Here is a 20,946-nt window from a genome sequence, read left to right on the forward strand (position 1 = left end):
GCTCAGGCCTGCTGATCCAGCCCTGCGGCGAGGTAATGCTCCACTGCACGCTCGATGTTGCGGTGCATCCGCTCTTTCCCCAGCCGTTCCCCCAGCTCCGATCGACGGATCACCTCCAGCACCGTGGGGTTCAACCCCGCCAGCCAGAGGGAGATTCCCTGCCGATCCAGGCGCCGCTCCGCTTCCGTGATCACTTTGAGGGCGGAGTATTCAATGTCGATCACGGCGCTGCCATCCAGCACCACCACCCTTGGCTGGTGCTGGTTGATCTCCGCGCGCATCCGCTGGAGCACCCCATGGGCATTGGCGAAGAACAGGCGCCCCTCGGCCCGGAGCAGCAGCAGCCCCGGCCAGGTCTCATCGCGGGGATGCCTGGCTGAGAGTGGCCGGAACACATCAGTGCCGCGCTTGCGGCCGATGGCGTACACCGGTGGGTTCACCTCCTGCTGAACCAGGGCCAGCAGGGAGAGGATCACGGCCACGAGGATGCCTTTGAGGGTGCCCAGGAACACCACCCCCAGGAAGGCCACCAGCGCCCAGCGGAATTCGATGTGTCGGACACGGCGGATCGCCAGGAATTCGCCCGGGGCGATTAATTCGAACGAATAGACGATCACCACCACCGCCAGGGCCGCCAGGGGCATCAGAGCGATCAAGGGAGCGAGCAGCAGCAGGGTGGCCAGCGCGGCTCCTGCCGTGACCAGCTCCGCCATCTGACTGCGGGCCCCGGCCTGGCGGTTCACCGCCGTCTGGGTGGTGCCGCCGCCTGCCGCCATCGCTCCGAAGAAGCCGCCGCCGATGTTGGCCAGGCCGAGGGCCAGCAGCTCCCGGTCGGGTTGCGGAGAAGGTTCATCGCTGGCGCGGAAGGCCCGCGCTGCGGCGATGCTTTCCGTGAAACTCATCATGGCGATGCCAGCCGCCCCTGGCCAGAGACCGCCGAGCAGATCCAGTCGGGGCAAACTCAGGGAAGGCAGCCCCCTGGGCACGGCGCCCACCAGCTCCACGCCGAAGCGATCGAGCCCCAGCAGGGCACAACCGGCGATCGCAACGGCCACCACCACCAGCGGTGCCGGTACCGACGGCAGACGACGCTTCAGGCCGAAGAGCAGGCCGAACAGAGCGGCCGAGAGCAGCACCGTGGCCAGCGACGCCTGCGGGATCCCAACCAGCAGCGCAGCGAGGTCGCGGAAGAAGCCTTCCTTCTCCCCATGCAGCCCCAGCAGCTTGGGCAGCTGATCCACGACGATCACCAGACCGATGCCGGACTTGAAGCCCACCAGCACCGATTCGGAGATGAAGTTGGCGATGAAACCGAGCCGCAGCAGGGCGGCGCCGCAGAGCATGGTGCCCACCAGCAGGGCCAGGGTGGTGCTGGCCGCCACCAGGGCGCTGGGATCACCCAACGGCGAGAGCCGGTTCAGCTCGCTGCCCACCAGGATCGCCAGGGTGGTGGTGGTGCTCACGCTCAGGGGTCTGGAGCTGCCCAGCAGGGCGTACACCGCCATCGGCACCAGGGCCGTGTATAGACCCACCTGCACCGGCAGTCCGGCGATCGTGGCGTAGGCCATCGCCTTGGGCAGCACCACCGCGGCGGCGGTCAGTCCGGCTGCCAGATCCGCCTGCCCCAGTCCACGCCGATAACCGCTGGGCAGAAGAGAAGCAGGAAACTGGGCCATGGTGCGGATGAGCAGCTCTGATGATCCGAAGACTCAGGCGGATTCGGAGAGCTCACGCTGCTGCCATTTCAGAAACAGGGTGGAGATGATGACCGTGATCAACACATAGGAGAGGATTCCGGGAATCAGCTCAGGCATCCCTGGTTGATAGGTCAGGGCCAGTTGAGCCGCCAGGCCCGTGTTGCGCATCCCCGTCACCAGCGCCACCGTTCGACTCTCCAGCGGATCCCGTCCGGCCAGGCCATAGCCGATCGCCAGGCTGAACACGCTGAGGCCGGCCATCGCGGCCAGGGCCAGCAGGTTCTGCTGGAGGAAGGGCACCAGCTGCCTGCCGCTCAGCACCAGCAGAGCCACCAGCATCAGCATCAGCAGCAGGGTGGCCAGGGCACCGAGAGCACGGCTGCAACGCTGGGCCAGCTGCGGCTGCCACTGCCCCAGCAGCACGCCGGCGATCACGGGCAGCACCTGCACCTGCAGCACCTGCATCGCCACCTGGGCCGGGTGGATCTCCCACCCGTCGATCTCCCACCCGTTGAGGGCGACGCTGGCCTTGAACACGACCGCCATCAGGGGAATGGTGACGATGGCCAGCAGCGCCGCCGCGATCTGCAGCCGCGCCGCGAGCTCAGCCGTGCCGCCACTGCTGCGCACCCGGAAGAGGATGAGCGGGGCGCTGGGACACGCCAGCATCAGGGCCATGGCTGCCCAGGCAGGGCGTGTCAGCACCCCTTGCAAGGGCAGCAACACCAGCACCAGCCCGGCCAGGGGCACCAGCAGGCAGGTGCCGAGCACCACGCGCCAGAGAAAGGCGGGGCGATCTCTGAGCAGCACGAACGGGTAGTCCTTCAGCCCGAGTCCAAGGCTGAACATGAGTGTCACGATGGTGGCCGTGACCAGGAGCGCTGCAGATTGGGGCATGGGAGTTAGCCGACGGGGATACCCGTTACCAGCAGGGCAAAGGCCACAATGCCGATGATCGTGAGGGCAATGGCTGTGAAGACGGTGATCGAGCGCTGATCGACATACACGAAGTCGTCGCGCCGAATCAGCTTGAGCGTGCGCAGGTGCTGCCGGGTGGCCGCCGCCATCGCCAGGATGCCGATCAGCACGAAACCGATCGCCACAAGACGCACACTCAGGCTGGCATGGGCACTGCCATCAAAGCGGCTGCGGTTGATCGCACCGATGATTTTGTCGAGGCCGAAACCAAAACTGATCAGCGACAGGCAGGTGCGAATCCAGGCCATCATCGTGCGCTCGGCGGCAGCCCGGTTGCGCTCCTTGGCCAGTTCGTTGTTGAGATTTCCCATCAGTACGGCGTGGCTGCCAGATTGGCCGTCTGCTGACGTTGAACATCCTCCAGCTTCTGTTCGGCTTCCACCTCGCGGCCGAGGAAGACGTTGAGAAAGGTTCGAATCACAGCCACCACCGCCAGCTTGATCAGGTTCTCATTCGAGGGTGCCGTGGTGGTGGCGACGATGTCGGCCGCCAGTTGAAATTCCAGCGCCATCGACAGCCAGCTGCCGAAAGTGAGCCGGGTGCTGTTGAAAGGCCGTCCATGAGATTGGCCGTTGCGACGCGGGCGAAGGCTCTGACGCAGGGTGACAAGGAACCCGATGGCCACGCAGACAACGGAGACGCCTTCCAGCAGCAGTCGCAACCCCCCGGCGACCAGCTCAAGCACCTCCTTGAAGAGGACAGCAGGCACGGTTCAGCTCCTCACGATGCAACGGAAGCCCATGTGGCAGGTGGAGGTGTCGATGCCCTGGGCCATGCGGGCGGCAGGGCGGTAGCGGCGGCAGTAACTGGGAGCGCAGAGAAACGAGCCGCCTTTCACCACCTTGCGAGGGATGGTGCCGTGCTGGGAGGCGGTGTCAATGCTCTCCTGCCGCGAGGCACCGCGGGGGGACTCGATCGTGCAGCAGCCCCCGGCCTGCTTATGGGCCGCCACCGTGGCGCCGTGGCCGGCGTACCAGTCGTCGGTCCACTCCCAGACATTGCCGATCATGTCGAGCAGGCCGTAGCCGTTGGGCGGGAAGCTGCCCACCGGCGAGGTGCGCTCCCAGCCATCGAGCAGGCTGTTGTGGTGGGGGAAGTCCCCCTGAAAGGTGTTGGCCATCGGCCGGCCGCCCGGATGGAGCTCCTCCCCCCAGGCGAACTCAGCCCCCTCCACTCCGCCCCGGGCGGCCCGCTCCCACTCGGCTTCGCTGGGCAAGGCCTTGCCGGCCCAGGCGGCGTACGCCAGGGCATCCTCATGGGCCACATGCACCACGGGATGGTGGTCGCGGCTCTTGATCGAGCTGCCCGGGCCTTCCGGGTGGCGCCAGTTGGCCCCCTGCAGGTACTGCCACCAGCGGTAGGGATCGCCCGTGCTGATGGGCCCGGGCGGAGGTACGAACACGATCGATGACGGAGCCAACAGCTCCGGCAGGGCGTCGGGGTAGGCCGCCGGATCCGCCGGCCGCTCGGCCAGGGTCACGTGACCCGTGGCCTTCACGAACTTGCGGAACTGGGCGTTGGTGACCGGTGAGCGGTCGATCCAGAAGCCCTCCACCACCACCCGGTGGGCCGGGGATTCTTCAGGGTAGTGATCATCGGAGCCCATCAGAAAGCTGCCGGCCGGGATCCAGACCATGTCCCGCGCCGGCGGGCGCCCTGGAGGGCGGTCAGTCTGGGCCATGGACGCTGGAGCAGGCGACATCTGATCCTCAGGAGCTGCCGAGGGTGGCCGTCATCTTCTTGATTGCATCGCTCACCGTGAAGCTGGCCGCCTTCTGGCGGGGCGGGAAGTCCTTCAGGGTCTCCAGGGCCTGGGCCACCCTCGCTTGAGCGGGAACCAGCAGGAAGACATGGTCGAGCATCCAATCCCAGTAGGTGTTGGAGGTGATGTCGGCCCGCTCGTAGGGGTCGGTGAGCAGGTTGAAGATTTTGGGAACACGCAACTCCGTGAAGGGTTCAGCCCAGATCTGCAGCGTGCCGGAGCAGCGCTGCTCCATGAACACGAATTTCCAGTTGTCATAGCGCAGGGCGGTGAGATCGCCGTCGTCGGAGAAGTAGAAGAAATCGATGCGCGGACTTTTATCGGTCTTGCCGGTCCAGTAGTCGAGCATGTTGTAGCCATCCAGGTGCACCTTGAAAGTCTTGTTGCCCACCTGATACCCCTCCAGACACTTCTGCTTGATCTCCGATTCGCCGGCTGCCGCCAGGATCGTCGGTAGCCAGTCGAGATGGCTGACGATGCCGGTGAGCAGGGTGCCGGGTTCAATGTGGCCGGGCCAGCGCACCATGCACGGCACCCGGTAGGCCCCTTCCCAGTTGGAGTTCTTCTCGTTGCGGAAGGGGGTCATGCCGGCATCGGGCCAGCTGTTCATATGGGGGCCGTTGTCGGTGCTGTACATCACGATCGTGTCATCGGTGATGCCCAGCTCATCGAGCAGATCGAGCATCTCACCGATGCAGTTGTCGTGATAGATCATCACGTCGTGATACTCCGACTGCCACCGCCCTGACTGGCCAATGTCCTGGGGCCGTGCGTGTGTGCGGAAGTGCATGTGGGTGGTGTTGAACCACACGAAGAACGGCTCGCCGGAGGCCACCGCATCGGTGATGAAGCGCTTGGCCTCCTTCATGAACTCCTCGTCGGCCGTCTCCATCCGCTTCCTGGTGAGCGGGCCCGTGTTCTCGATGCGCTGGGTGCCGTCGCCATTGGCCCAGCAGTGCAACACGCCGCGGGGTCCGAAGTTCTTCTTGAAGTTGGGATAGTCAGCTTCGGGGGGATAGTCGCGCAGTTCCGGCTCTTCCTCGGCATTGAGGTGATAGAGATTGCCGAAGAATTCGTCGAAGCCGTGCATCGTGGGCAGGTATTCATCCCGATCCCCGAAGTGGTTCTTGCCGAACTGACCCGTGCGGTAGCCCTGGGGCTTGAGCAGCTCGGCAATCGTGGGATCCTCGTCCTGGTAACCCACCTTGGCGCCGGGCAGGCCCACCTTGCTGAGGCCGGTGCGGAACACGCTCTGGCCGGAGATGAAGGCTGCCCGGCCGGCGGTGCAGCTCTGCTCGGCGTAGTAGTGGATGAAGCGGGCCCCCTCCTTGGCCACCCGGTCGATGTTGGGGGTCTGGTACCCCATCAGCCCATCGCTGTAGCAGCTGAGGTTGCTCTGGCCGATGTCGTCGCCCCAGAGGATCAGGACGTTGGGCTTTCCGTTGGGCATGGGAGGTGGGGCCTGTGTTGGCTGCGGGTCTGGCGCTGGAGGTGTGTCCAGCTCCGGCCCAGTGAGGAACTCACTCACAACATGCCGCCCATGGCAGGGTGGGGCCACTCAGAAAGTGCAAGCGGCGATGGCTCCGCTCCACAGGTTCGAGGCTGTTGAGCAACTGGAAACTCAGCTGCAGGAGGCGGGGCTGGATGTGCGTCTGCTCCAGCTCTCCAACGGCCGCCTCAGCGGCAGCCTCGTCATCCGCCGGCTCGGGCCACTGCGCTTGCTGCGGCTCCAGGCCAACCGTTGTCTGCACGTGGCTGGATCCAAGCCCCTGGATCAACGCCTGGTCTGTCTGAACCTTCCGCCTTCCGGCGGCGGCGCCCCTCTGCGGGCCCACGGCACCACCATCGGCCCCGATGTGCTGTTCGGTCTCGACCCCCGGGCGGAGGTCCACCTCTCCACTCCTGAGCAGATGGATCTGGCGGTGGTGATGCTGACCCCCAGCACCCTGACGCGCTGGAGCAGCGGCCAGGGTGACCGTGATCTGGAAGCGGCGCCCTTCCGCTGCAATTGCCTGCCCATCGATGTCGACAGTCGCACGCAGCTCCAGCGCTGGTTGCTCAAGCTGTTGCCCCTCCAGGCAGAGACACCCTCAGTGCCGGTCGTGTCGCCATCGGCACCGGAGGCAGCTGGTGGTGGTCTGTTGCCTCTGCTCGTTGATGCGCTGGAGCAAGGCCTCAGGCTGCGGGGCGTGACCGACAGCCCGCCGGCACGGATCCAAATGGTCAAGCAGTTGCAACAGTGGGTGGAGGAGCACCCCCTTGAGCCGATCAGCCTGGATGGCCTCTGCCGTCAGGCGTATGTCGGACGACGCAGCCTGATCCTGGGGTTCAAGGAGCACCTCGGCATGGGGCCGATGGCTTATTTCAAGCTTCAGCGGCTCCATGGTGTTCGCCGTGGGCTGCTGGAAGCAGCGCCTGGGGCGGTCACGATCTCAGGGTTGGCGGCCTCCTGGGGCTTCCTCAATCCGGGGCACTTCGCCCGGGATTACCGCCGGTTGTTCGGGGAGCTCCCCAGTGCCACGCTCTCCGGTCGGTTCAGCCCCGCCGTCCTGGCCCGGGGGCACGGCACAGCGGTTGACCGCCTCCCCCTCGGATCCTGCTGACCCTGAAGGAGCCGCGAACACCGTGGCCCAGTCGTCGCGCATGCTCACCACCGTCCAGCCCTGCCGCGGGGCTTCGCTCAAGGCCCGATCGAGATAGCCGAAGGCGGATTGGCGGTCGTAGGCCACCTCCCGCTCGGGGTCGTCGTGGTGAACGATCACGCCCAGGCGGGGCCCCGGCAGGCTGGTGGTCCACTCCAGCATCTCCAGATCACCGTCGGAGTTGCCGAAGGCGGCGATCGGCCTGCGGCCGATCAGCTGCTCGATCAGGACCGGCTTCATGGCCCGATCGGCGACCGTCTGGACCTCGCTCTCGCGCAGGATCACGGGCAAGCCACCGCGCAGGGCGTAGGTGGTGACGACGCTGGAGCCGATCACCTGCTCCGGCGGGATTCCGTAGGCCTCCTCGGCGAACACCCGCATGAACTCCACGCCGCCGGCCGAAACGATGTAGGTGCGGAAGCCATGGGCACGCAGGTGCTCGAGCAGCTCCCGCATCGGCTGGTAGGTCAGGGTGGTGTAAGGCCGCTTCAGGGTCGGGTGGCAGGCGCTGTCCAGCCATTCGCGCACCAGATCGCGGAACACATCCGTGCTCATGCCGGCATGGGTGATCCCCACCAGATCCAGCAGACCCTTGATGCCCATGGTGAGCACGGCCTCCCCGTTGCCGGCAGCGGCCGCCGCGGCGATGACCGGATTGGCAGCGAGACCGGGCTGCTGGGCCACCATGGCGCGGGCCCGCTCGATCGCGAAGGCCAGCTGCACGTACATCGGCTGCTCCGACCAGAGCGTGCCGTCGTTGTCGAAGACGGCGATGCGCTCCTCGGGCGGCCGATAGCTCTCCCCCCCCGGCTGGCTGACGCTGGCGACGAAGGCCAGGATCCGTGACCTGGTGGCACCGTCCCGCCAGGAGGGGAGGGGCTGGCTGGCCATGGCGGGCGCCAAAGGGGACATCATCTTCAGGGTGAGCAGGCTTCCGGCAGCCGTCGCCAGGACCCGCGTCAGCCCCCCGTGGTCCTTCACGAGTCGGCGAACAGCCTCTGCAGGGGCGGCAGCAGGGCCTCCAGGGCACGGCCGCGGTGGCCTACGCGCCGCTTCAGCTCGGGCGTCATCTGGGCAAAGCTCAGGCCCGTTTCGGGTACCAGGAACACCGGGTCGTAACCGAAGCCGCCCTCCCCGCAGGGGGCCTTGAGGATCTCACCCGTGCAGACGCCCTCCACCTCCAGCACCGTCTGGCCGCTGGGGTCTGCCAGGGCCAGGGCTGCCGTGAACCGGGCCCCACGGTTGGATTCCCCCTCCAGGGCCTGCAGCAAGCGGGTGATTCGCTCGGGGTCGGTGGAGGCATAGCGGGCGGAGTGGATGCCGGGTGCTCCGCCGAGGGCGTCCACACTCAGCCCCGAATCATCGGCCAGCGCCCAGTGGCCCGTGATCCGCGCCACGGCTTCGGCTTTGAGACGGGCGTTGGCGGCAAAGCTGTCGCCGGTTTCCTCCACCTCCAGGCCCTGGGGCTGGCTGCGCACCTCCAGGTCCAGCTCCGGGCCCGCCGTGGCCAGCAGGGCCGTGAATTCCCTGAGCTTGCCAGCGTTGCCGCTGGCGATCACCAGCACCTTCCGGGCGGGCCACGGGCCGGGGGCGTTCATGCCGCTTCCGCGAACTGGCGTGCCCAAGCCAGGATCTCGCTCACCCGCTCCCCGCTCGGGGCCTCGCTGTAGAGGCGCAGCAGCGGTTCGGTGCCCGAGAAGCGCAGCATCAGCCAGTGGCTGTCGCCAAGGCGCAGCTTCACCCCGTCGGTGCTCACCACCTCCTGCACCGGCCAGCCGGCCACGCTGGTGGGGGGCTCCTGGGCCAGCTGGCGCTCCAGCCGCTCCCGGCTGGCCATGTCCTTCAGGCGCAGGTCGAGCCGGTCGTAGGCGCTGGCCCCGCCATGGGCGACCTGCAGCCGATCGAGGCGCTCCCCCAGGGGCAGGCCGCCCTCCACCAGGGCTTCCAGCACCAGCAGGGCGGCGAACAGGGCATCCCGCTCGGGCAGGTGCAGGCCGAAACCCACCCCGCCCGATTCCTCGCCGCCCACCAGCACCCCACCGGCGATCATCTCGCTGGCGATGTACTTGAAGCCCACGGGCTTTTCGATCACCGGTCGGCCCAGGCCCTCCGCCACCAGTTGCATCAGGTCGGAGCCGCTCACGGTCTTGACCACGGCGCCCGGCAGGGCCCGGGCCCTGGCCAGGTGATCGATCAGCAGGGGCATCAGCAGCTGGGTGCTGCAGTAGCGGCCCCGCTCATCGATGGCGGCGATGCGGTCGCCGTCGCCATCGAAGACGATGCCCACCGCCGGCCGGCCGGCCTCGCCGCTGGCCCGCACCGCGGCGATCAGCTCCTGCAGGTAGGGCGCCAGGGGCTCGGGCGGGTGGCCGCCGAAGAGCGGATCACGCCAGGAGCGGATCTCCTCGATGCAGCCTTCGCCGGACCCGTCCGCGGCTCCTTCACTGGTCCCTGAACTTCCCCCCAGCAGGGCCGGCAGCCCCCCGGCCGCAGAACCGTGCATGGGATCGACGATCACCCGCAGCCCGATGGTCTCGAGCCCCCGGCGCAGGGCGCTGGTATCCACCAGCTGGCGCAGGCCCTTCAGATAGCCATCCCAGCCATCGAAGCGTGGCGTGTCGCCGGGAATCGGCACGGTGATGCCCCCAGCCTCCAGGCGCTTCTCCACAGCGGCGGTGAAGGCCTCCTCCACCGAGCCGCCGAAATGACCCTTGATCTTCAGGCCGATCCATTCGGGGGGGTTGTGGCTGGCGGTGATCACCAGGGCCCCGAGGGCGCGCCGCTCCACCACCGCCCAGCTGCAGGCGGGTGTGGGCACGGCTGAATCCGTGAGCAGCGGCTCGAGATCGGCCCCGCGCACGGCGCTGGCGATGGCTTCGGCCAGCTCCGGTGCCAGGAAACGGCGGTCGTAGCCGATCACCACCTCGCGGCTTGTGAGTTCAGCCGGGGCGGCGCGCTCCAGTTCGCGAGCCGCGGCCGCAGCCACCACCAGCAGGCGCTCCAGGGTCACATCGACGCCGAGGATGCCGCGCCAGCCGTCGGTGCCGAAACGGATGGGACTGGGCTCCAGGGGCAGGGGGGCAGAAGCCATGGGAGCAGCGGGGTTGAGTAGCTCGTAGCAGCAGTCCGGCTGGCCTGGGTTGGAGCAGGTGCCGGCCTGGCGGCAGACCACTGCCCGCCGTAGCCTGCCCCCATGCCCGCTGAACCGTCTAACCGGCTGGTGACCGACCGGTTGCTGCGCAGCTGGCTGCGCTGTCGGCGCCGGGCCTGGCTCGATCGCCATGGGGATCCGGGGCAGCGGCTGTGGAGCGCCCACCGGGCCCTTCAGCTCGACGACCAGCAGCGCTGTTTCGTGAGCTTGCTGGAGCAGCGGCCGCTTGGCGGAGAGGCCGCCTGCGCCGGTGGAGCCCCGGCGGTGGTGGGCGTGCGCCTGCGGGGCCGGGGTCCCGCAGGCCTTGAGCTGGAGGCCCATCCGCCGCTGCTGCGCCGCATCAGCGGCGAGAGCCGCTGGGGCGCCTATGCCTACCAGCCCGTGATGGCCCGCCAGGGCCGCCGCCTCACCCGTGAGCACCGGCTGGTGATGGGGTTGTGGGGGCAGCTGCTTTCGGGGTGGCAGCAGGGGCCGGTCAGTCATGGGCTGGTGTTGGCGACAGGCCCCGGGCGGCTCGAGCGGGAACGGCTGGCGCTCGGGGAGGGGCTGCAGCGCCAGCTCGATGAGGCCCTGCCCAAAGTGGCGGCGGACCTGGAGCGCCTTCAGCCACCCCCCCTGGTGAGCGACCGCAAGAAATGCGTGCTCTGCTCCTGGCGCGGCCTCTGCGATCGCGAGGCGGCCGCGCACGGCCACCTCAGTGAGGTGAGCGGCATCGGCGCCAAGCGGCGTGAGTTGCTGATCGAGCTGGGTCTGCCCCAGCTCAGTGCCCTGGCCGCGGCTGATCCCGAGGCCCTGGCCGATGCGCTGGAGGTGCACGGGGAGCAGCACCGCGAGGTGGCGGCGCGGCTGGTGGCCCAGGCCCGCGTCCAGCAGCGGGGGGAACCCCTGCGCCTGCCGGTGGAGCCACACCAGGCGGCCACAGCCCTGCCCGAGCTGGCCACCGCCGGTGGGGTGCTCGTGTACGACATCGAATCCGACCCCGACGCCCGCGACGACTTTCTGCACGGTTTCCTGCGCATCGAGCGGGCGGCCGATGGCCGCTGGCCCGACGGCCGGGCGGCCGATGTCGGCAGCTACCGGCCCCTGCTGGCGCTGCATGAGCACGGTGAGGCCAGGCTCTGGCAGCGCCTGCGCCGGCTGCTGGCGGCCACGCCGCCCGACTGGCCCCTGCTCCATTACGGCGAAACCGAATCGATTGCCCTGGTGCGCCTGGCCCAGCGCCAGGGGGCCAGCGAGCGGGAGCTGGCAGCCCTGCGTCAGCGCCTGGTAGACCTGCATCAGCGGCTGCGGCGCCACTGGCTGCTGCCGGTGAACAGCTACGGCCTCAAGGCGGTGGCCGGCTGGCTGGGCTTTGCCTGGAGCCAGAAAGGGGTCGATGGTGCCCGCTGCCTGCTCTGGTGGCGCCAGTGGCGGGGGGATGGCACCCCGGCGGGCAGGGGCAGCCTCCATGGCCTGCGCCGGATCTTCCGCTACAACCACGACGACGGCCTGGCCACCTGGGCGGTGGCCAGCTGGCTGCTGGCTCAGGACGTCGCGCCCCCTGCCCCCACCGGTGGCGCCACCACTTCCGTGGGGATGGAGATCTCCAGGGTGATCCCCTCGCCGGTTACCAGCAGCGGCTCCTCCAGCGCCTGACGCCGCACCAGGGCCAGCCCCAGCCAGACGCTGGAGCCATCGGCGCCAGCGTTCAGCCGCAGGCTGGAGGTGATCCGTCCGGCCCGCTCACCGCCGGGAGTGCGCAGCACCGCACCCACCACCGGTCGCTGAACGTCGCTGGCGGTGTCCGCGCGAGCAGCTGTGGGGGCCGGTTCCGCCCAGCACCAGCGGCGCAGCTGCTGCTTGACGCCGTCATAAGTGGCCAGCTTGGCCAGGGTTTCCTGGCCCACGTAGCAGCCCTTGCTGAGGCTGACCCGATCAGCGAGCCCGAGTTCGAAGGGGTTCACCTCGTCACTGATCTCGTTGGGGGCCAGAGGCCGCCCCTGGCTGAGGCGCCAGTGCTCGGCCTCGATCGGCCCCAGGGCCGGGATGGCCTCGAGCTCGGCAGGGAGGCACTCCCCATCCCTGAGCACCAGCCGATGGCCGGGCAACTGCCAGCCCATGGCGGGCTCCGCCATGGCGCCGGCTCCCTCCAGGATGATCAGTGTTCCGGCCAGCAGTGGTCCCAGGGTCACCTGATCGGCGGGGAAGAGCACCCGGTCGAGGGCCTGATGGATGACGGCCCCGTCGCCGGCGGTGATCACCAGCCTGGCACCTTTGGCGTCGACCAGCACCTCGGCCAGGCCGCGCACGCGGGCGGTGGGTGTGAGGCAGCAGGTGGCCAGGCACTGGCCGGGCTGGGCACGCTCCAGATCCTGGCTGCTCTGGCCATGGAGGAAGCGCAGGCTGTCGGGGCCGTCGAGGCGGATCAGACTCACGGGCTGCTCCCAGCGGCTGGGACTGGCGGGCCGCCAGTCCCAGGGGCCTGAGGGGGTGGAGCGGTTCAGGTCCATGGCGGGCTCAGCGATGGGCTCACCCTTGCAAAGTCCGCGCCGCGGTGGCGATCTCATCGAGCAGGAAGAGGCTGCGCAGCTCCAGGCCCGCCGCCGTCATGGCGTCAAGCCCCCCCTCCTGGCGATCAACGATCGTGACCACCCGCTCCACCACGTAGCCGGCCTGGCGCAGCTGCTCCACGGCCTTGAGCGAGGAACCGCCCGTGGTCACCACGTCTTCCAGCACAGTGATGCGGGATCCTGCGGCGGGCAAGGGGCCCTCCAGCCAGGCGCCGGTGCCGTGCCCCTTGGCCTGCTTGCGCACGATCAGGGCGTCGAGGGGCAGCCCCGCCTGGGCCGCCGCCATGGCCACGCCACTCACCAGGGGATCAGCTCCGAGGGTAAGGCCGGCCACGGCCGCGGCTCCCTCTTCCACCTGCTCCAGCATGGCCATGGCCAGCAGGGCCAGGCCGTATCCGCTGAGGCTCACCGGCTTGCAGTTCACGTAGTGGTCGCTGCTGCGGCCCGATGCCAGGGTGAACTGGCCGTGCCGGTAGGCCCTGGTGGCCAGCAGCTCCAGCAGCACCTGGCGGCGCCCCTGGGCTGTGTCGGGAATGGGAGTCAGTGGCATCGCAGCGGAGACAAAGCGGGGGGAGGCGGCGGCGCTCCGGCCAAGGCCCCTGGCAGAACACGGCCTTTCCACCTACTTTGCGCGATGATCTGGCTGTGATGCCCATCCCTCTGCCCAGCCGGCCTCCTGCGCCATGAACTGCCGCAAAGCCATGTCCTCAGCCGCCGTCCCCTTCGCCGGCCGGCTTCAACGGGCCCCTGGGGTGGCCATCGTTGTTGGTGCCCTGGCCGGCGGCGCACTGGCTCTCCTTCCCCCCATCCCCGCCCAGGCGGGCCCGGTGATCTGCACCACCACCCTCGAGGCTCCCCTGGCCAGCACCGGCAACAGCACCCAGCCGCCCAGTGCCCCGGTGGAAGTCACCCGCTGCGGTGAGGTTCAGACCACGGCGGAACTCTTTGTGCAGCGTGCCTACACCTGGCGCTCCACCTATGCCCGCGGGGTGAGCCTCACCAACCAGATCACCGACATCCTCGGCATCGCCATGGGCGGTCCCCAGGGCAACCGCGTGATGGGGTTCGGCTTCCCCGAGCAGGCCATCGTCTGGGATTCCTCGGCCATCGGCAACACCACGGCCGCCCTGCTGGAAGAGCAGAGCGCACCGATGCCGTTTCGCGACGCCGACCTGCCCTCGATCTTCTCCTCCAGCCTGCAAGTGGCCCCCACCACGGTGCCAGTGGAAGCGGCCCAGCCGGGGGCCAACTACTTTCCGGTGGCACTCCCCGTTGAGAGTGCTCCCGCACGCCAGCCGGCGCGTGGCCTCTGGTGAGGCAGGCGGATCAGCCTGGGGGTCTAGCAATCTGGTGAATGCAGCGGGCTCATAATCCGCCTGAGGCGAGTTCGATCCTCGCGACCCCCATACCCCGCCTGTCCAATCCAGGCTGCCGCAGACAGCCAGGGTCCGATCTGGTCACATCCCCGTGGAACCCGTAACCCGCCCGTACATGGTTCAGACATGGGTTCTGGCCAAGATGGAGCTGATGCCGATGCAGCTGGGGAACCATGAAAGGCCTACGACAGAGCCTTGTACCAATTATTTTGCTCGCTGGCCTGGCAACGGGCCTGAGTGCGGTCCCCGCCCAGGCTCAGGTGGGAGTCACAATCCAGCTTGGTCAGCCCGGGTATTACGGACCCGTTAATCCCAACGGCATCGGCCTGAACCAGTTGCTCTACCCGCAGCCGGTGATCATTCAGCCCGGCTATGGGACCTGGGGTAGGGGTAGGACTGTTCAACCGATCTATCTACGGGTGCCGCCCGGACAAGCCAAGAACTGGGGAAAACATTGCCAGCGGTATGGAGCCTGCAACAGGCCCGTTTATTTCGTGCAGGACAGCTGGTACAACGACACCTACGGCCAGCGATACCGGCAGCAGCAGCCTTACTACAACAAAGGTGGCCGCGGCAAACGCGACGACGATTAGCACCGCAGAATCTCGACCTACCAGCTCACCCCATGAAGCTTCGGCAGCGGTGCCGTCTGGCTGGTGACGGCGAACAGCCGAGGAATGCGATGGCTGTTGTAGACGTGAAACTCACGCACCAGTGAGACACCCTCCTCGCGCACGGCCTGGTTGAGCACCAGAGAGCCGTCAGGATCCGAAACCGAGCGGTGGAAGGTGCCGGGGGGGATGCGCAGGATGTCGCCGCCGGTGTCGAGGCGCACGATGTGGAAGGGGTAGTTCCAGCCCAGATTCACCAGGAAGAAGGTGCGGCCGCCATGCATCGCCAGCAGGTTGTCCTCCTGGTGGGGATGGAGATAGAACTGCCAGGCGCCGGTTTCAGGGTCGTCGGGAGGGCTTACGGCTGGGCCGCTGTGCACCACCAGGTCCCGGGCGTTGGAGGTGGGCACCGTGATGTCGAAGAAGCGCACCGCCGGGGTGTCGCGGAACTTCTCATAGGGAATCAACTCGAACATCGGGGCGGGCTTGGGCCCTTTCTGTTCACTGTTACGGAGCAAGGATGCGGCCATGGCGGCAACCGCCGGCCCTGACGGCCTGGCGGTGTGAAGTCTTTCCATTGAACAGAACCACGGTCCCCATCAACGTGCAGGACGCTACGGAACCAGCCCCCTGCGGACAGAAGCCGATCCGGTTATGGCGGGTCTGGCCATGGTTGTTTGAATGGATGCTCCCTGGAATGCTTCGCCTTGTCCGATCGCCCGATCTCCCTCCCCGCGGCGCCCCTGGCCTGGCTGCCGGTCCGCTCCATGCCCCTGCTCCTGGCCGCTGGACTGGGCCTGGGCATGGTTGCGGCTCCGGCCCAGGCGCAACCACGGCCCGCGGGCCGGCCCACCGTCTCGGTGCCTGATTTCAAGAACACCGTCACCCAGCAGACCTGGTGGTGGCAGGGACCTGTGGCCACGGATCTGGCGGCCATGCTCTCCAATGAACTCCAGGCCACCGGTGACATCCAGGTGGTGGAGCGCAACAACCTCAAGGCGGTGCTCTCAGAGCAGGAACTCGCGGAGCTGGGCATCGTTCGCAAGAACGCCAATGCCGCCCAGCGGGGCCAGATGACCGGGGCCCGCTACATCGTGCTCGGCACGGTCAGTTCCTACGAGTCCAACGTCGAGAGCAAGACCTCCGGCAGTAACTTCGGCCTGCTGGGCTTCGGCACCAACAAGCAGCAGGCGGAAACCAAGGACTACGTGGCGATCGATGTGCGGGTGGTGGACAGCACAACCGGTGAGGTGGTGGGTCAGCGCACGGTGGAGGGCAGGGCCACCAACACCGCCGCTGCTCAGGAGAACGGGGTGAATCTGCTGCCTGCCGCCGGTCTGGCGCTCTTCCTGGCCCCCAACATGGGCCGGACCGGCCAGGGGCTCACCGGCGCTGCCGGCACCCTGCGCTTTGGCTCCAACAGCTCCGAGGCCCAGCGCACTCCTGCTGCCAAGGCGATCCGCGCCGCTCTGATCGATGCCTCCAGCTATGTGAGCTGCCTGCTGGTGCCCAAGGGCAACTGCATGGCCAGTTTCGAGGCCCAGGAGCAGCAGCGGCGTGAGCGCACCCGTGGAGTGCTGCAGCTGGAGTGATCCTGGCCTCAGGTCTTGGGCGGGTTCGTCAGCGGGGCTTGATGTTGAGCAGCTTGGCGCCGTAATCGGCCGTGAAGGCGGCCTGCATCTGCCAGGCACGCAACAGAGTCTGGGCGACCTGGCGCAGCTCCTCAATGTCGTTGCAGTTGTCGATCGCCCGGGAGTGCACTGCCGTGGAGAACTCGCGAGAGAGGGAAAGGGGGTCGTTCATGGCCTGTTTTTACATTACGTTACAAAGCAGGGGTGACCTTCCGTGGGGCGGCTTGCCGAACAGCCCCCCCCAATCTTGCTCAGAACGGGATCGGCATCTCCACGTCGGCCGGTTGGGGCGCGCAGGCCGGCACCCGCTCCAGCACCACCTGACCGATCACCACAATCGAGGGGGAGCCGTAGCCTTCGGCTTCTGCCGCATCAGCCAGCTCCCCCAGGGTGCTCACCAGCTGCCGCTGGCCGCTGACGGTCCCCTGTTGGATCACCGCTGCGGGAGTGTCTGACGCCAGCTCGCCGGCGATCAGCTCATCGCAGATGCGGCGCAGATTGTGCAGCCCCATGTAGATCACGAGCCCATCGCTGCTGCGGGCCAGGCCTCTCCAGTCGACCCCGGGTCTCCCCTTGTCGATCTCCTCATGGCCCGTCACGAAGGTGACGCTCGAGCCCGCCTTGCGGTGGGTGATCGGGATGCCCGCGTAGGCGGGTGCGGCGATGCCGGCGGTGACGCCAGGCACCACCTGCACCGGCACCCCATGGCTGGCCAGGTGGGCCGCTTCCTCGCCGCCACGGCCGAACAGGAAGGGATCGCCGCCCTTCAGGCGCACGATCGTGCGGTGGCGTCGGGCCAGGTCCACCAGCACGGCATTGGTGCTTGGCTGGGGCACGGAATGGTGCCCCCGGCGCTTGCCCACGAAATGGCGCTCGCAGCCCGCCGGGGTCAGCTCCAGCAGGGCCGTGGGTACGAGGGAGTCGTAGACGAGCGCATCGCAGCATTGCAGCAGGCGCTGGGCCTTGAGGGTGATCAGTTCGGGATCGCCCGGCCCCGCGCCCACCAGATACACGGTGCCCAGGTGTTCGCCAGCGGCCTCAGCAGGATCCGGCATCGCAGCGCTCATGGCAGGGCCTCGAGCTGATCGAGCAGCAGGGCCTGGAAGCGCGGACGTTGCAGAAGCGGGGCCCCCAGCGCAGCGGGCAGGCTCTCGGTGAGCCGGTTCGCGGCCAGGGCCAGGGGCAGGACAGCGCCGCGGATCGCCAGAGCCAGGTCCTCAAGATCAGTCGCAGTGTATGGAGCGGCTTGACAAGTCGCTGAACAGCGGCGCTCGAGGTGCGCCAGATAGCGGTCGGCCACGCCCGGCTCGAGCGGGTGATGCAGCAGCAGCGGTGGCGAGTCCTGGCCGTGGCTGGCCGCCAGCTCCGCCAGCTCGTCGGCGATCGCCCCCTGCCAGCTGGGCCAGGCCCCCAGGAAGGGAATCCGCCGCAGGGGGCCGCGGCGGCGCCAGGCCGCCGCGATCGCCGGGATGTCGTGGCGCACATGGTTGCCGGGCAGCAGCAGCAGGGGCACCAGGGTGAGCGGCCGCGAAACGTTCTCCTGCCCCGGGGCGGCAAGATCGGTCGGAGCCACGTTGCCGCTGAGGGTCTGCAGCCGCACGGGAGCACGCCGGCGGCGCTCCAGGTCGCGGGCCAGGGCCTGAAGTTCTTCGGGAATCACTCCGCCGGCGCGGCCATGAACCACCAGCAGCAGCGGGCAGCGGGGCAGGGACGCCAGCCGTCGCCGGGCACGGGCTTCCGTGACGGGGTCGAGGGGGCGGCCCAGCACCTGCTCAAGCCCCTCCCGGGCGCTCGGCAGGCGGGCGAGCAGATCCACGGCCTGGGAGGCCAGCGGGCCATCGAGGTCGTTGCAGAGCTCCAGCAGCAGCTGCTGCAGCGCCGCCTGGGGCCAGACGCTCAGCCCCACCGCCAGGCCTTCGAGGGCGGCGCGGCGCAACGGAGACGGACCGGCCTGGCGGGCCAGCTGCTCGAGACAGGCAAAGTCGTGGCTGTCGCGTTGGTGCCCGAGCAGGGGCAGCAGGGCCACACTGGGCCGCTCGGCGATGGCGGCTCGCAGCAGGGCGGCGCAGGCGGGATCGCGGCGGCGACCGATCAGATCGAGCAACTCCAGTCGCTGGGCCACCACGGCAGGCTCGCTGGAGACAGGCAGGCTCAGCCACCAGCGCAGCAGACGGGCCGATCCAGCCCCATCGAGCTTCTCCACCAGTACGGCCACCAGGTCGCTGGCCGCAGGCAGAGAGCCCTGCTCCACGGCCTCCAGCCATGGAGCCGTGGCCACGGCGTCCGCTCGCCTGAGGCGCTGCAGCCAGGGCCAGCGCTCTGGGCTGCCTTCGGGCGGCAGCTGGGACGGCAGAGGTGTCACAGGGGCTGCCCCTGCGCGATCAGGCGCTTCCCCTGGGCTGAGCTGGATCGCAAAGTGTCTCCATTGATACGTTTTATAGGGCGGAGCTGGTGCGGTGCCAGCGCTGCCTTTAGCAAGGAAAGAGACACAGCTTTCAGGGCAACGACGCCATGGACCCGGACCACGCCACCACAGAACTCTCGATGGATCGTGGAGACTGTGCCCGCACCGGCGGCAGGCCCAGGGCTCCGTTGCCGGCCAGTTTCGCCGAACTCAAGCAGCAGCAGCTGGTGTTCACCCTGGTGCGCCAGTTGGCCGAAGCCCAGTTTGTGCGCGCCGACCGGGAGCTCACCCGCCGGCTCTGGCAGGAAGTGGCGGACCTGGAGATCGATCCTGATCGCATCACCACCCTGCTCTATGGCGGTCAGTCCTGCGCCGACCGCCAGGGACTGATGTCCCTGGATGAGAGCTGGAGCCAGCAGGCTCAGGCTGCCGCCGAACCACGCCGTGGCTTCCGCTGGGGCTGGGGCGGCCGTGCACCCCGCCGCGGCGTTCTCAGCTCGCGTCCGTACGTGGGCGCGCGCCGTAGTGCTCCACCAGCAACGTCTCCAGCACGTCGGGGAGCTGGCTGAGGGGCACACCCTTGTCGTGCAGGGCCGCCAGTTTCGGGTTGGCGTCCATGGCGCCACCAAGAAAAATCTTGGCGGCTTCCACCATCTGCCCGTCCACCCGGGTCTTGGCGCCCATCAGGCCGATCTGGCCCATGTAGGGCTGCCCGCAGGCGTTGGGGCAGCCTGTCCAGTGGGTGCGCACCCCATGGGGCAGCTCCAGGCGCCGCTCCAGTTCGTCGACCACCGCCTGGGCCGTGCTCTTGGTGGGAATCAGAGCAAAGCTGCAATAGCGGTTGCCGGTGCAGCTCACCGCTTCGGCCTGCAGGGGGCCAGGGCTCACCTGGTAGCGCTCCAGCAGGGGCTCCACCAGCAGGGCATCGAGCCTGCCCTCGGGCACATTGGCGATCAGGGCGTTCTGGCTTTCGCTCAGTCGGAGTTCGCCGCTGCCGTACTCCCGGGCCAGACGGGCGAGTTCCAGCATGCTGGCGGCCTCCAGCCGGCCCATCGGCACGTGAAGACCGACCCAGTGCAGGCCCTCCTGCTTCTGAGCGTGGACGCCGCAGATGTCCCGTGGGGCCTGGGATACCAGATGGGAGCCGTCGTGGGAGGGAGTGGCGGCGGCTTCCTCCACACCCACGAACTCGGCGAAGGTGTCCAGCACCTGGGAGCGGTAGTCCTCCAGGCCGAGGGCGTCGATGAGGTACATCAACCGGGTCTTGTTGCGGTTCTCGCGGCTGCCTTCCCGCTCGTAGTGGCGCAGCACCGCCAGGCTGAAGGCAGGCAGTAGCTCGCCCCGCAGCCACAGCCCCAGGGGGATGGCCAGCTCGTTGCGCTGGGCGGAGAAGAAGCCTCCCACCATCACCGTGAAGCCCAGCTCACCGCCGTGATGGGCTGGCAGGAAGGCCAGATCGTTGTGCAGCAGGAAGCTGTCGGGCGCCCCGCCCACGGCCACGTTGAACTTGCGGGGCAGGTTGCGCGGGCCTTCGGGCCCCAGCAGCGCCTCCTGGATCGCGTCCACCAAGGGCCGGGTGTCGAGGAATTCCTCGGGGTCGAGGCCGGCGAGAGGATTTCCCGTGACGTTGCGGGGGTTGTCGTGCCCCGACTGGCGGCTGGTGAGGCCCACCGACTCCAGGGCGCTCATCAGGGGCGCCATGTCCTCCAGCAGAAGGCCCCGCAGCTGAATGTTCTGGCGGGTGGTGATGTCGGCACTGCCGTGCTCTCCGCAGCGATCGACCACATCGGCCAGCACCTCCAGTTGATCGGCGCTGAGCACGCCATTGGGCAGCCGCAGGCGCACCATGAAGCGCCCCGGAGTCACGGGTCTGAAGAAGATGCCCAGCCACTTGAGATGGATGGTGAGGGTGGCCTCAGCCAGGGATTCCCAGCCCGCGGCTCCCAGTTCGGCCAGGCGCGGGGCCAGATCCAGCCCGCAGGCTTCGGCCTTGGCCTTCTCCACCTTGTTCAGCTTCACGCCGGTGGCGGCCTGGGACGCTGCCCCCCCGGCGGATGGTTGAGCTGCGCTCACGGTCGCTCCCGAATGCTGAGACCTGACCCTTTAGTGTCCCAGTACGTGGATCCAGTTCTTGTTGCAAGCTTT

Annotated in this window: 21 protein-coding genes, 1 tRNA gene and 1 pseudogene; 7 read left to right on the forward strand and 16 right to left on the reverse strand. The window is 68.3% G+C overall.

Translation table 11 applies throughout. The features are described from left to right. Nucleotides 1-2: 2 nt before the first annotated feature. Genes WH5701_RS13945 through WH5701_RS13970 form a run of 6 tightly spaced genes read right to left on the reverse strand, consistent with a single transcriptional unit; the run spans nucleotide 3 to nucleotide 5,887 of the window. Nucleotides 3-1,676, reverse strand: coding sequence for a SulP family inorganic anion transporter (locus tag WH5701_RS13945; RefSeq protein WP_006173140.1), 1,674 nt, complete (start codon nucleotides 1,674-1,676; stop codon nucleotides 3-5). A gap of 33 nt (nucleotides 1,677-1,709) precedes the next feature. Beyond that, on the reverse strand, nucleotides 1,710-2,594 hold the full coding sequence (locus WH5701_RS13950) for a bile acid:sodium symporter family protein (RefSeq protein ID WP_006173141.1): 885 nt from the start codon (nucleotides 2,592-2,594) through the stop codon (nucleotides 1,710-1,712). Between the two features lie 5 nt (nucleotides 2,595-2,599). Then, nucleotides 2,600-2,986 carry a YidH family protein gene (locus tag WH5701_RS13955; protein WP_006173142.1) on the reverse strand — a complete coding sequence of 129 codons (387 nt, stop codon included), beginning with the start codon at nucleotides 2,984-2,986 and terminating at the stop codon, nucleotides 2,600-2,602. Further along, a complete protein-coding gene (locus tag WH5701_RS13960; protein WP_232201934.1) occupies nucleotides 2,986-3,336 on the reverse strand; it encodes a DUF1622 domain-containing protein in 351 nt (116 codons plus the stop codon). Before WH5701_RS13960 ends, WH5701_RS13955 begins: the two co-directional genes overlap by 1 nt. Before the next feature lie 51 nt (nucleotides 3,337-3,387). Next, nucleotides 3,388-4,356, reverse strand: coding sequence for a formylglycine-generating enzyme family protein (locus tag WH5701_RS13965; RefSeq protein WP_050751562.1), 969 nt, complete (start codon nucleotides 4,354-4,356; stop codon nucleotides 3,388-3,390). Between the two features lie 28 nt (nucleotides 4,357-4,384). Beyond that, nucleotides 4,385-5,887 carry an arylsulfatase gene (locus tag WH5701_RS13970; protein ID WP_006173145.1) on the reverse strand — a complete coding sequence of 501 codons (1,503 nt, stop codon included), beginning with the start codon at nucleotides 5,885-5,887 and terminating at the stop codon, nucleotides 4,385-4,387. 769 nt (nucleotides 5,888-6,656) lie between these two features. Here WH5701_RS13970 and WH5701_RS18855 point away from each other — a divergent pair. Continuing rightward, nucleotides 6,657-6,902: pseudogene (locus tag WH5701_RS18855) on the forward strand (AraC family transcriptional regulator); the annotation flags it as partial. Here the strand turns inward: WH5701_RS18855 and WH5701_RS18510 are convergent. The 3 genes from WH5701_RS18510 to WH5701_RS13985 form a co-directional block, all read right to left on the reverse strand. Further along, nucleotides 6,870-7,970 carry an HAD family hydrolase gene (locus WH5701_RS18510; protein ID WP_369791639.1) on the reverse strand — a complete coding sequence of 367 codons (1,101 nt, stop codon included), beginning with the start codon at nucleotides 7,968-7,970 and terminating at the stop codon, nucleotides 6,870-6,872. The pseudogene WH5701_RS18855 and the gene WH5701_RS18510 overlap by 33 nt on opposite strands. Nucleotides 7,971-8,056: 86 nt before the next feature. Then, nucleotides 8,057-8,677 carry an RdgB/HAM1 family non-canonical purine NTP pyrophosphatase gene (gene rdgB, locus WH5701_RS13980; RefSeq protein ID WP_006173148.1) on the reverse strand — a complete coding sequence of 207 codons (621 nt, stop codon included), beginning with the start codon at nucleotides 8,675-8,677 and terminating at the stop codon, nucleotides 8,057-8,059. Further along, the gene (locus tag WH5701_RS13985; protein WP_037981589.1) at nucleotides 8,674-10,170 is read right to left on the reverse strand and encodes a phosphoglucosamine mutase; all 1,497 of its coding nucleotides are present in this window, start codon (nucleotides 10,168-10,170) and stop codon (nucleotides 8,674-8,676) included. Before WH5701_RS13985 ends, rdgB begins: the two co-directional genes overlap by 4 nt. Before the next feature lie 102 nt (nucleotides 10,171-10,272). On the opposite strand from WH5701_RS13985, the gene WH5701_RS13990 reads away from it, so the two are divergent. Next, nucleotides 10,273-11,865, forward strand: a complete 1,593-nt coding sequence (locus WH5701_RS13990; protein ID WP_006173150.1) for a TM0106 family RecB-like putative nuclease — start codon at nucleotides 10,273-10,275, stop codon at nucleotides 11,863-11,865. Here WH5701_RS13990 and WH5701_RS13995 read toward each other — a convergent pair. Together WH5701_RS13995 and pyrE are read right to left on the reverse strand one after the other, a co-directional pair. After that, the gene (locus WH5701_RS13995) at nucleotides 11,754-12,719 is read right to left on the reverse strand and encodes a folate-binding protein YgfZ (RefSeq protein WP_050751563.1); all 966 of its coding nucleotides are present in this window, start codon (nucleotides 12,717-12,719) and stop codon (nucleotides 11,754-11,756) included. The two genes, WH5701_RS13990 and WH5701_RS13995, sit on opposite strands and share 112 nt — an antisense overlap. 19 nt (nucleotides 12,720-12,738) lie before the next feature. Beyond that, nucleotides 12,739-13,329, reverse strand: coding sequence for an orotate phosphoribosyltransferase (gene pyrE, locus WH5701_RS14000; RefSeq protein ID WP_006173152.1), 591 nt, complete (start codon nucleotides 13,327-13,329; stop codon nucleotides 12,739-12,741). 151 nt (nucleotides 13,330-13,480) lie between these two features. Here pyrE and WH5701_RS14005 point away from each other — a divergent pair, with 151 nt between their 5' ends. The 3 genes from WH5701_RS14005 (at nucleotide 13,481) to WH5701_RS14015 (ending at nucleotide 14,748) form a co-directional block, all read left to right on the forward strand. Then, the gene (locus WH5701_RS14005) at nucleotides 13,481-14,095 is read left to right on the forward strand and encodes an occludin/ELL family protein (RefSeq protein WP_232201936.1); all 615 of its coding nucleotides are present in this window, start codon (nucleotides 13,481-13,483) and stop codon (nucleotides 14,093-14,095) included. A 17-nt stretch (nucleotides 14,096-14,112) separates the two neighbouring features. Continuing rightward, a tRNA-Ile gene (locus tag WH5701_RS14010) sits at nucleotides 14,113-14,185 on the forward strand. 230 nt (nucleotides 14,186-14,415) lie between these two features. Beyond that, nucleotides 14,416-14,748 carry a hypothetical protein gene (locus WH5701_RS14015; protein ID WP_156776764.1) on the forward strand — a complete coding sequence of 111 codons (333 nt, stop codon included), beginning with the start codon at nucleotides 14,416-14,418 and terminating at the stop codon, nucleotides 14,746-14,748. 17 nt (nucleotides 14,749-14,765) lie between these two features. Here the strand turns inward: WH5701_RS14015 and WH5701_RS14020 are convergent, their stop codons facing one another. Beyond that, nucleotides 14,766-15,242: a hypothetical protein gene (locus WH5701_RS14020; RefSeq protein WP_006173155.1), complete on the reverse strand. Its 477-nt coding sequence runs from the start codon at nucleotides 15,240-15,242 to the stop codon at nucleotides 14,766-14,768. 231 nt (nucleotides 15,243-15,473) lie between these two features. Between WH5701_RS14020 and WH5701_RS14025 the strand changes: the two genes are divergently transcribed. After that, nucleotides 15,474-16,358: a CsgG/HfaB family protein gene (locus tag WH5701_RS14025; protein WP_037981139.1), complete on the forward strand. Its 885-nt coding sequence runs from the start codon at nucleotides 15,474-15,476 to the stop codon at nucleotides 16,356-16,358. 28 nt (nucleotides 16,359-16,386) lie between these two features. Here WH5701_RS14025 and WH5701_RS14030 read toward each other — a convergent pair whose 3' ends face one another. The 3 genes from WH5701_RS14030 to WH5701_RS17280 form a co-directional block, all read right to left on the reverse strand. Next, complete coding sequence (locus WH5701_RS14030) at nucleotides 16,387-16,569, reverse strand: hypothetical protein (RefSeq protein ID WP_006173157.1); 183 nt, start codon at nucleotides 16,567-16,569, stop codon at nucleotides 16,387-16,389. A gap of 79 nt (nucleotides 16,570-16,648) precedes the next feature. Further along, nucleotides 16,649-17,452 carry a uroporphyrinogen-III C-methyltransferase gene (cobA, locus tag WH5701_RS14035; protein WP_037981597.1) on the reverse strand — a complete coding sequence of 268 codons (804 nt, stop codon included), beginning with the start codon at nucleotides 17,450-17,452 and terminating at the stop codon, nucleotides 16,649-16,651. A gap of 8 nt (nucleotides 17,453-17,460) precedes the next feature. Continuing rightward, the gene (locus WH5701_RS17280; RefSeq protein WP_006173159.1) at nucleotides 17,461-18,759 is read right to left on the reverse strand and encodes a CbiX/SirB N-terminal domain-containing protein; all 1,299 of its coding nucleotides are present in this window, start codon (nucleotides 18,757-18,759) and stop codon (nucleotides 17,461-17,463) included. Between the two features lie 149 nt (nucleotides 18,760-18,908). On the opposite strand from WH5701_RS17280, the gene WH5701_RS14045 reads away from it, so the two are divergent. Then, nucleotides 18,909-19,370 (forward strand): hypothetical protein, encoded by a 462-nt coding sequence (locus WH5701_RS14045; protein ID WP_006173160.1) that lies wholly within the window; start codon nucleotides 18,909-18,911, stop codon nucleotides 19,368-19,370. Here WH5701_RS14045 and WH5701_RS14050 read toward each other — a convergent pair. Continuing rightward, nucleotides 19,294-20,874 (reverse strand): ferredoxin--nitrite reductase, encoded by a 1,581-nt coding sequence (locus WH5701_RS14050; protein ID WP_156776766.1) that lies wholly within the window; start codon nucleotides 20,872-20,874, stop codon nucleotides 19,294-19,296. The genes WH5701_RS14045 and WH5701_RS14050 overlap by 77 nt on opposite strands. Between the last annotated feature and the right edge of the window lie 72 nt (nucleotides 20,875-20,946).

Origin of the sequence: Synechococcus sp. WH 5701, from assembly GCF_000153045.1 — a bacterium.
GTDB classification, from domain to species: domain Bacteria; phylum Cyanobacteriota; class Cyanobacteriia; order PCC-6307; family Cyanobiaceae; genus Regnicoccus_A; species Regnicoccus_A antarcticus.

Coding starts and splice junctions, on each gene's coding strand:
- cobA (WP_037981597.1), bottom strand. CDS start 17,452: ATGCCGGATCCTGCTGAGGCCGCTGGCGAACACCTGGGCACCGTGTAT.
- WH5701_RS14045 (WP_006173160.1), top strand. CDS start 18,909: ATGGACCCGGACCACGCCACCACAGAACTCTCGATGGATCGTGGAGAC.
- WH5701_RS14030 (WP_006173157.1), bottom strand. CDS start 16,569: ATGAACGACCCCCTTTCCCTCTCTCGCGAGTTCTCCACGGCAGTGCAC.
- pyrE (WP_006173152.1), bottom strand. CDS start 13,329: ATGCCACTGACTCCCATTCCCGACACAGCCCAGGGGCGCCGCCAGGTG.
- WH5701_RS13995 (WP_050751563.1), bottom strand. CDS start 12,719: ATGGACCTGAACCGCTCCACCCCCTCAGGCCCCTGGGACTGGCGGCCC.
- WH5701_RS13970 (WP_006173145.1), bottom strand. CDS start 5,887: ATGCCCAACGGAAAGCCCAACGTCCTGATCCTCTGGGGCGACGACATC.
- WH5701_RS13945 (WP_006173140.1), bottom strand. CDS start 1,676: ATGGCCCAGTTTCCTGCTTCTCTTCTGCCCAGCGGTTATCGGCGTGGA.
- WH5701_RS13965 (WP_050751562.1), bottom strand. CDS start 4,356: ATGGCCCAGACTGACCGCCCTCCAGGGCGCCCGCCGGCGCGGGACATG.
- WH5701_RS13955 (WP_006173142.1), bottom strand. CDS start 2,986: ATGGGAAATCTCAACAACGAACTGGCCAAGGAGCGCAACCGGGCTGCC.
- WH5701_RS13990 (WP_006173150.1), top strand. CDS start 10,273: ATGCCCGCTGAACCGTCTAACCGGCTGGTGACCGACCGGTTGCTGCGC.
- WH5701_RS18510 (WP_369791639.1), bottom strand. CDS start 7,970: ATGGCCAGCCAGCCCCTCCCCTCCTGGCGGGACGGTGCCACCAGGTCA.
- rdgB (WP_006173148.1), bottom strand. CDS start 8,677: ATGAACGCCCCCGGCCCGTGGCCCGCCCGGAAGGTGCTGGTGATCGCC.
- WH5701_RS13950 (WP_006173141.1), bottom strand. CDS start 2,594: ATGCCCCAATCTGCAGCGCTCCTGGTCACGGCCACCATCGTGACACTC.
- WH5701_RS14020 (WP_006173155.1), bottom strand. CDS start 15,242: ATGTTCGAGTTGATTCCCTATGAGAAGTTCCGCGACACCCCGGCGGTG.
- WH5701_RS13985 (WP_037981589.1), bottom strand. CDS start 10,170: ATGGCTTCTGCCCCCCTGCCCCTGGAGCCCAGTCCCATCCGTTTCGGC.
- WH5701_RS14005 (WP_232201936.1), top strand. CDS start 13,481: ATGTCCTCAGCCGCCGTCCCCTTCGCCGGCCGGCTTCAACGGGCCCCT.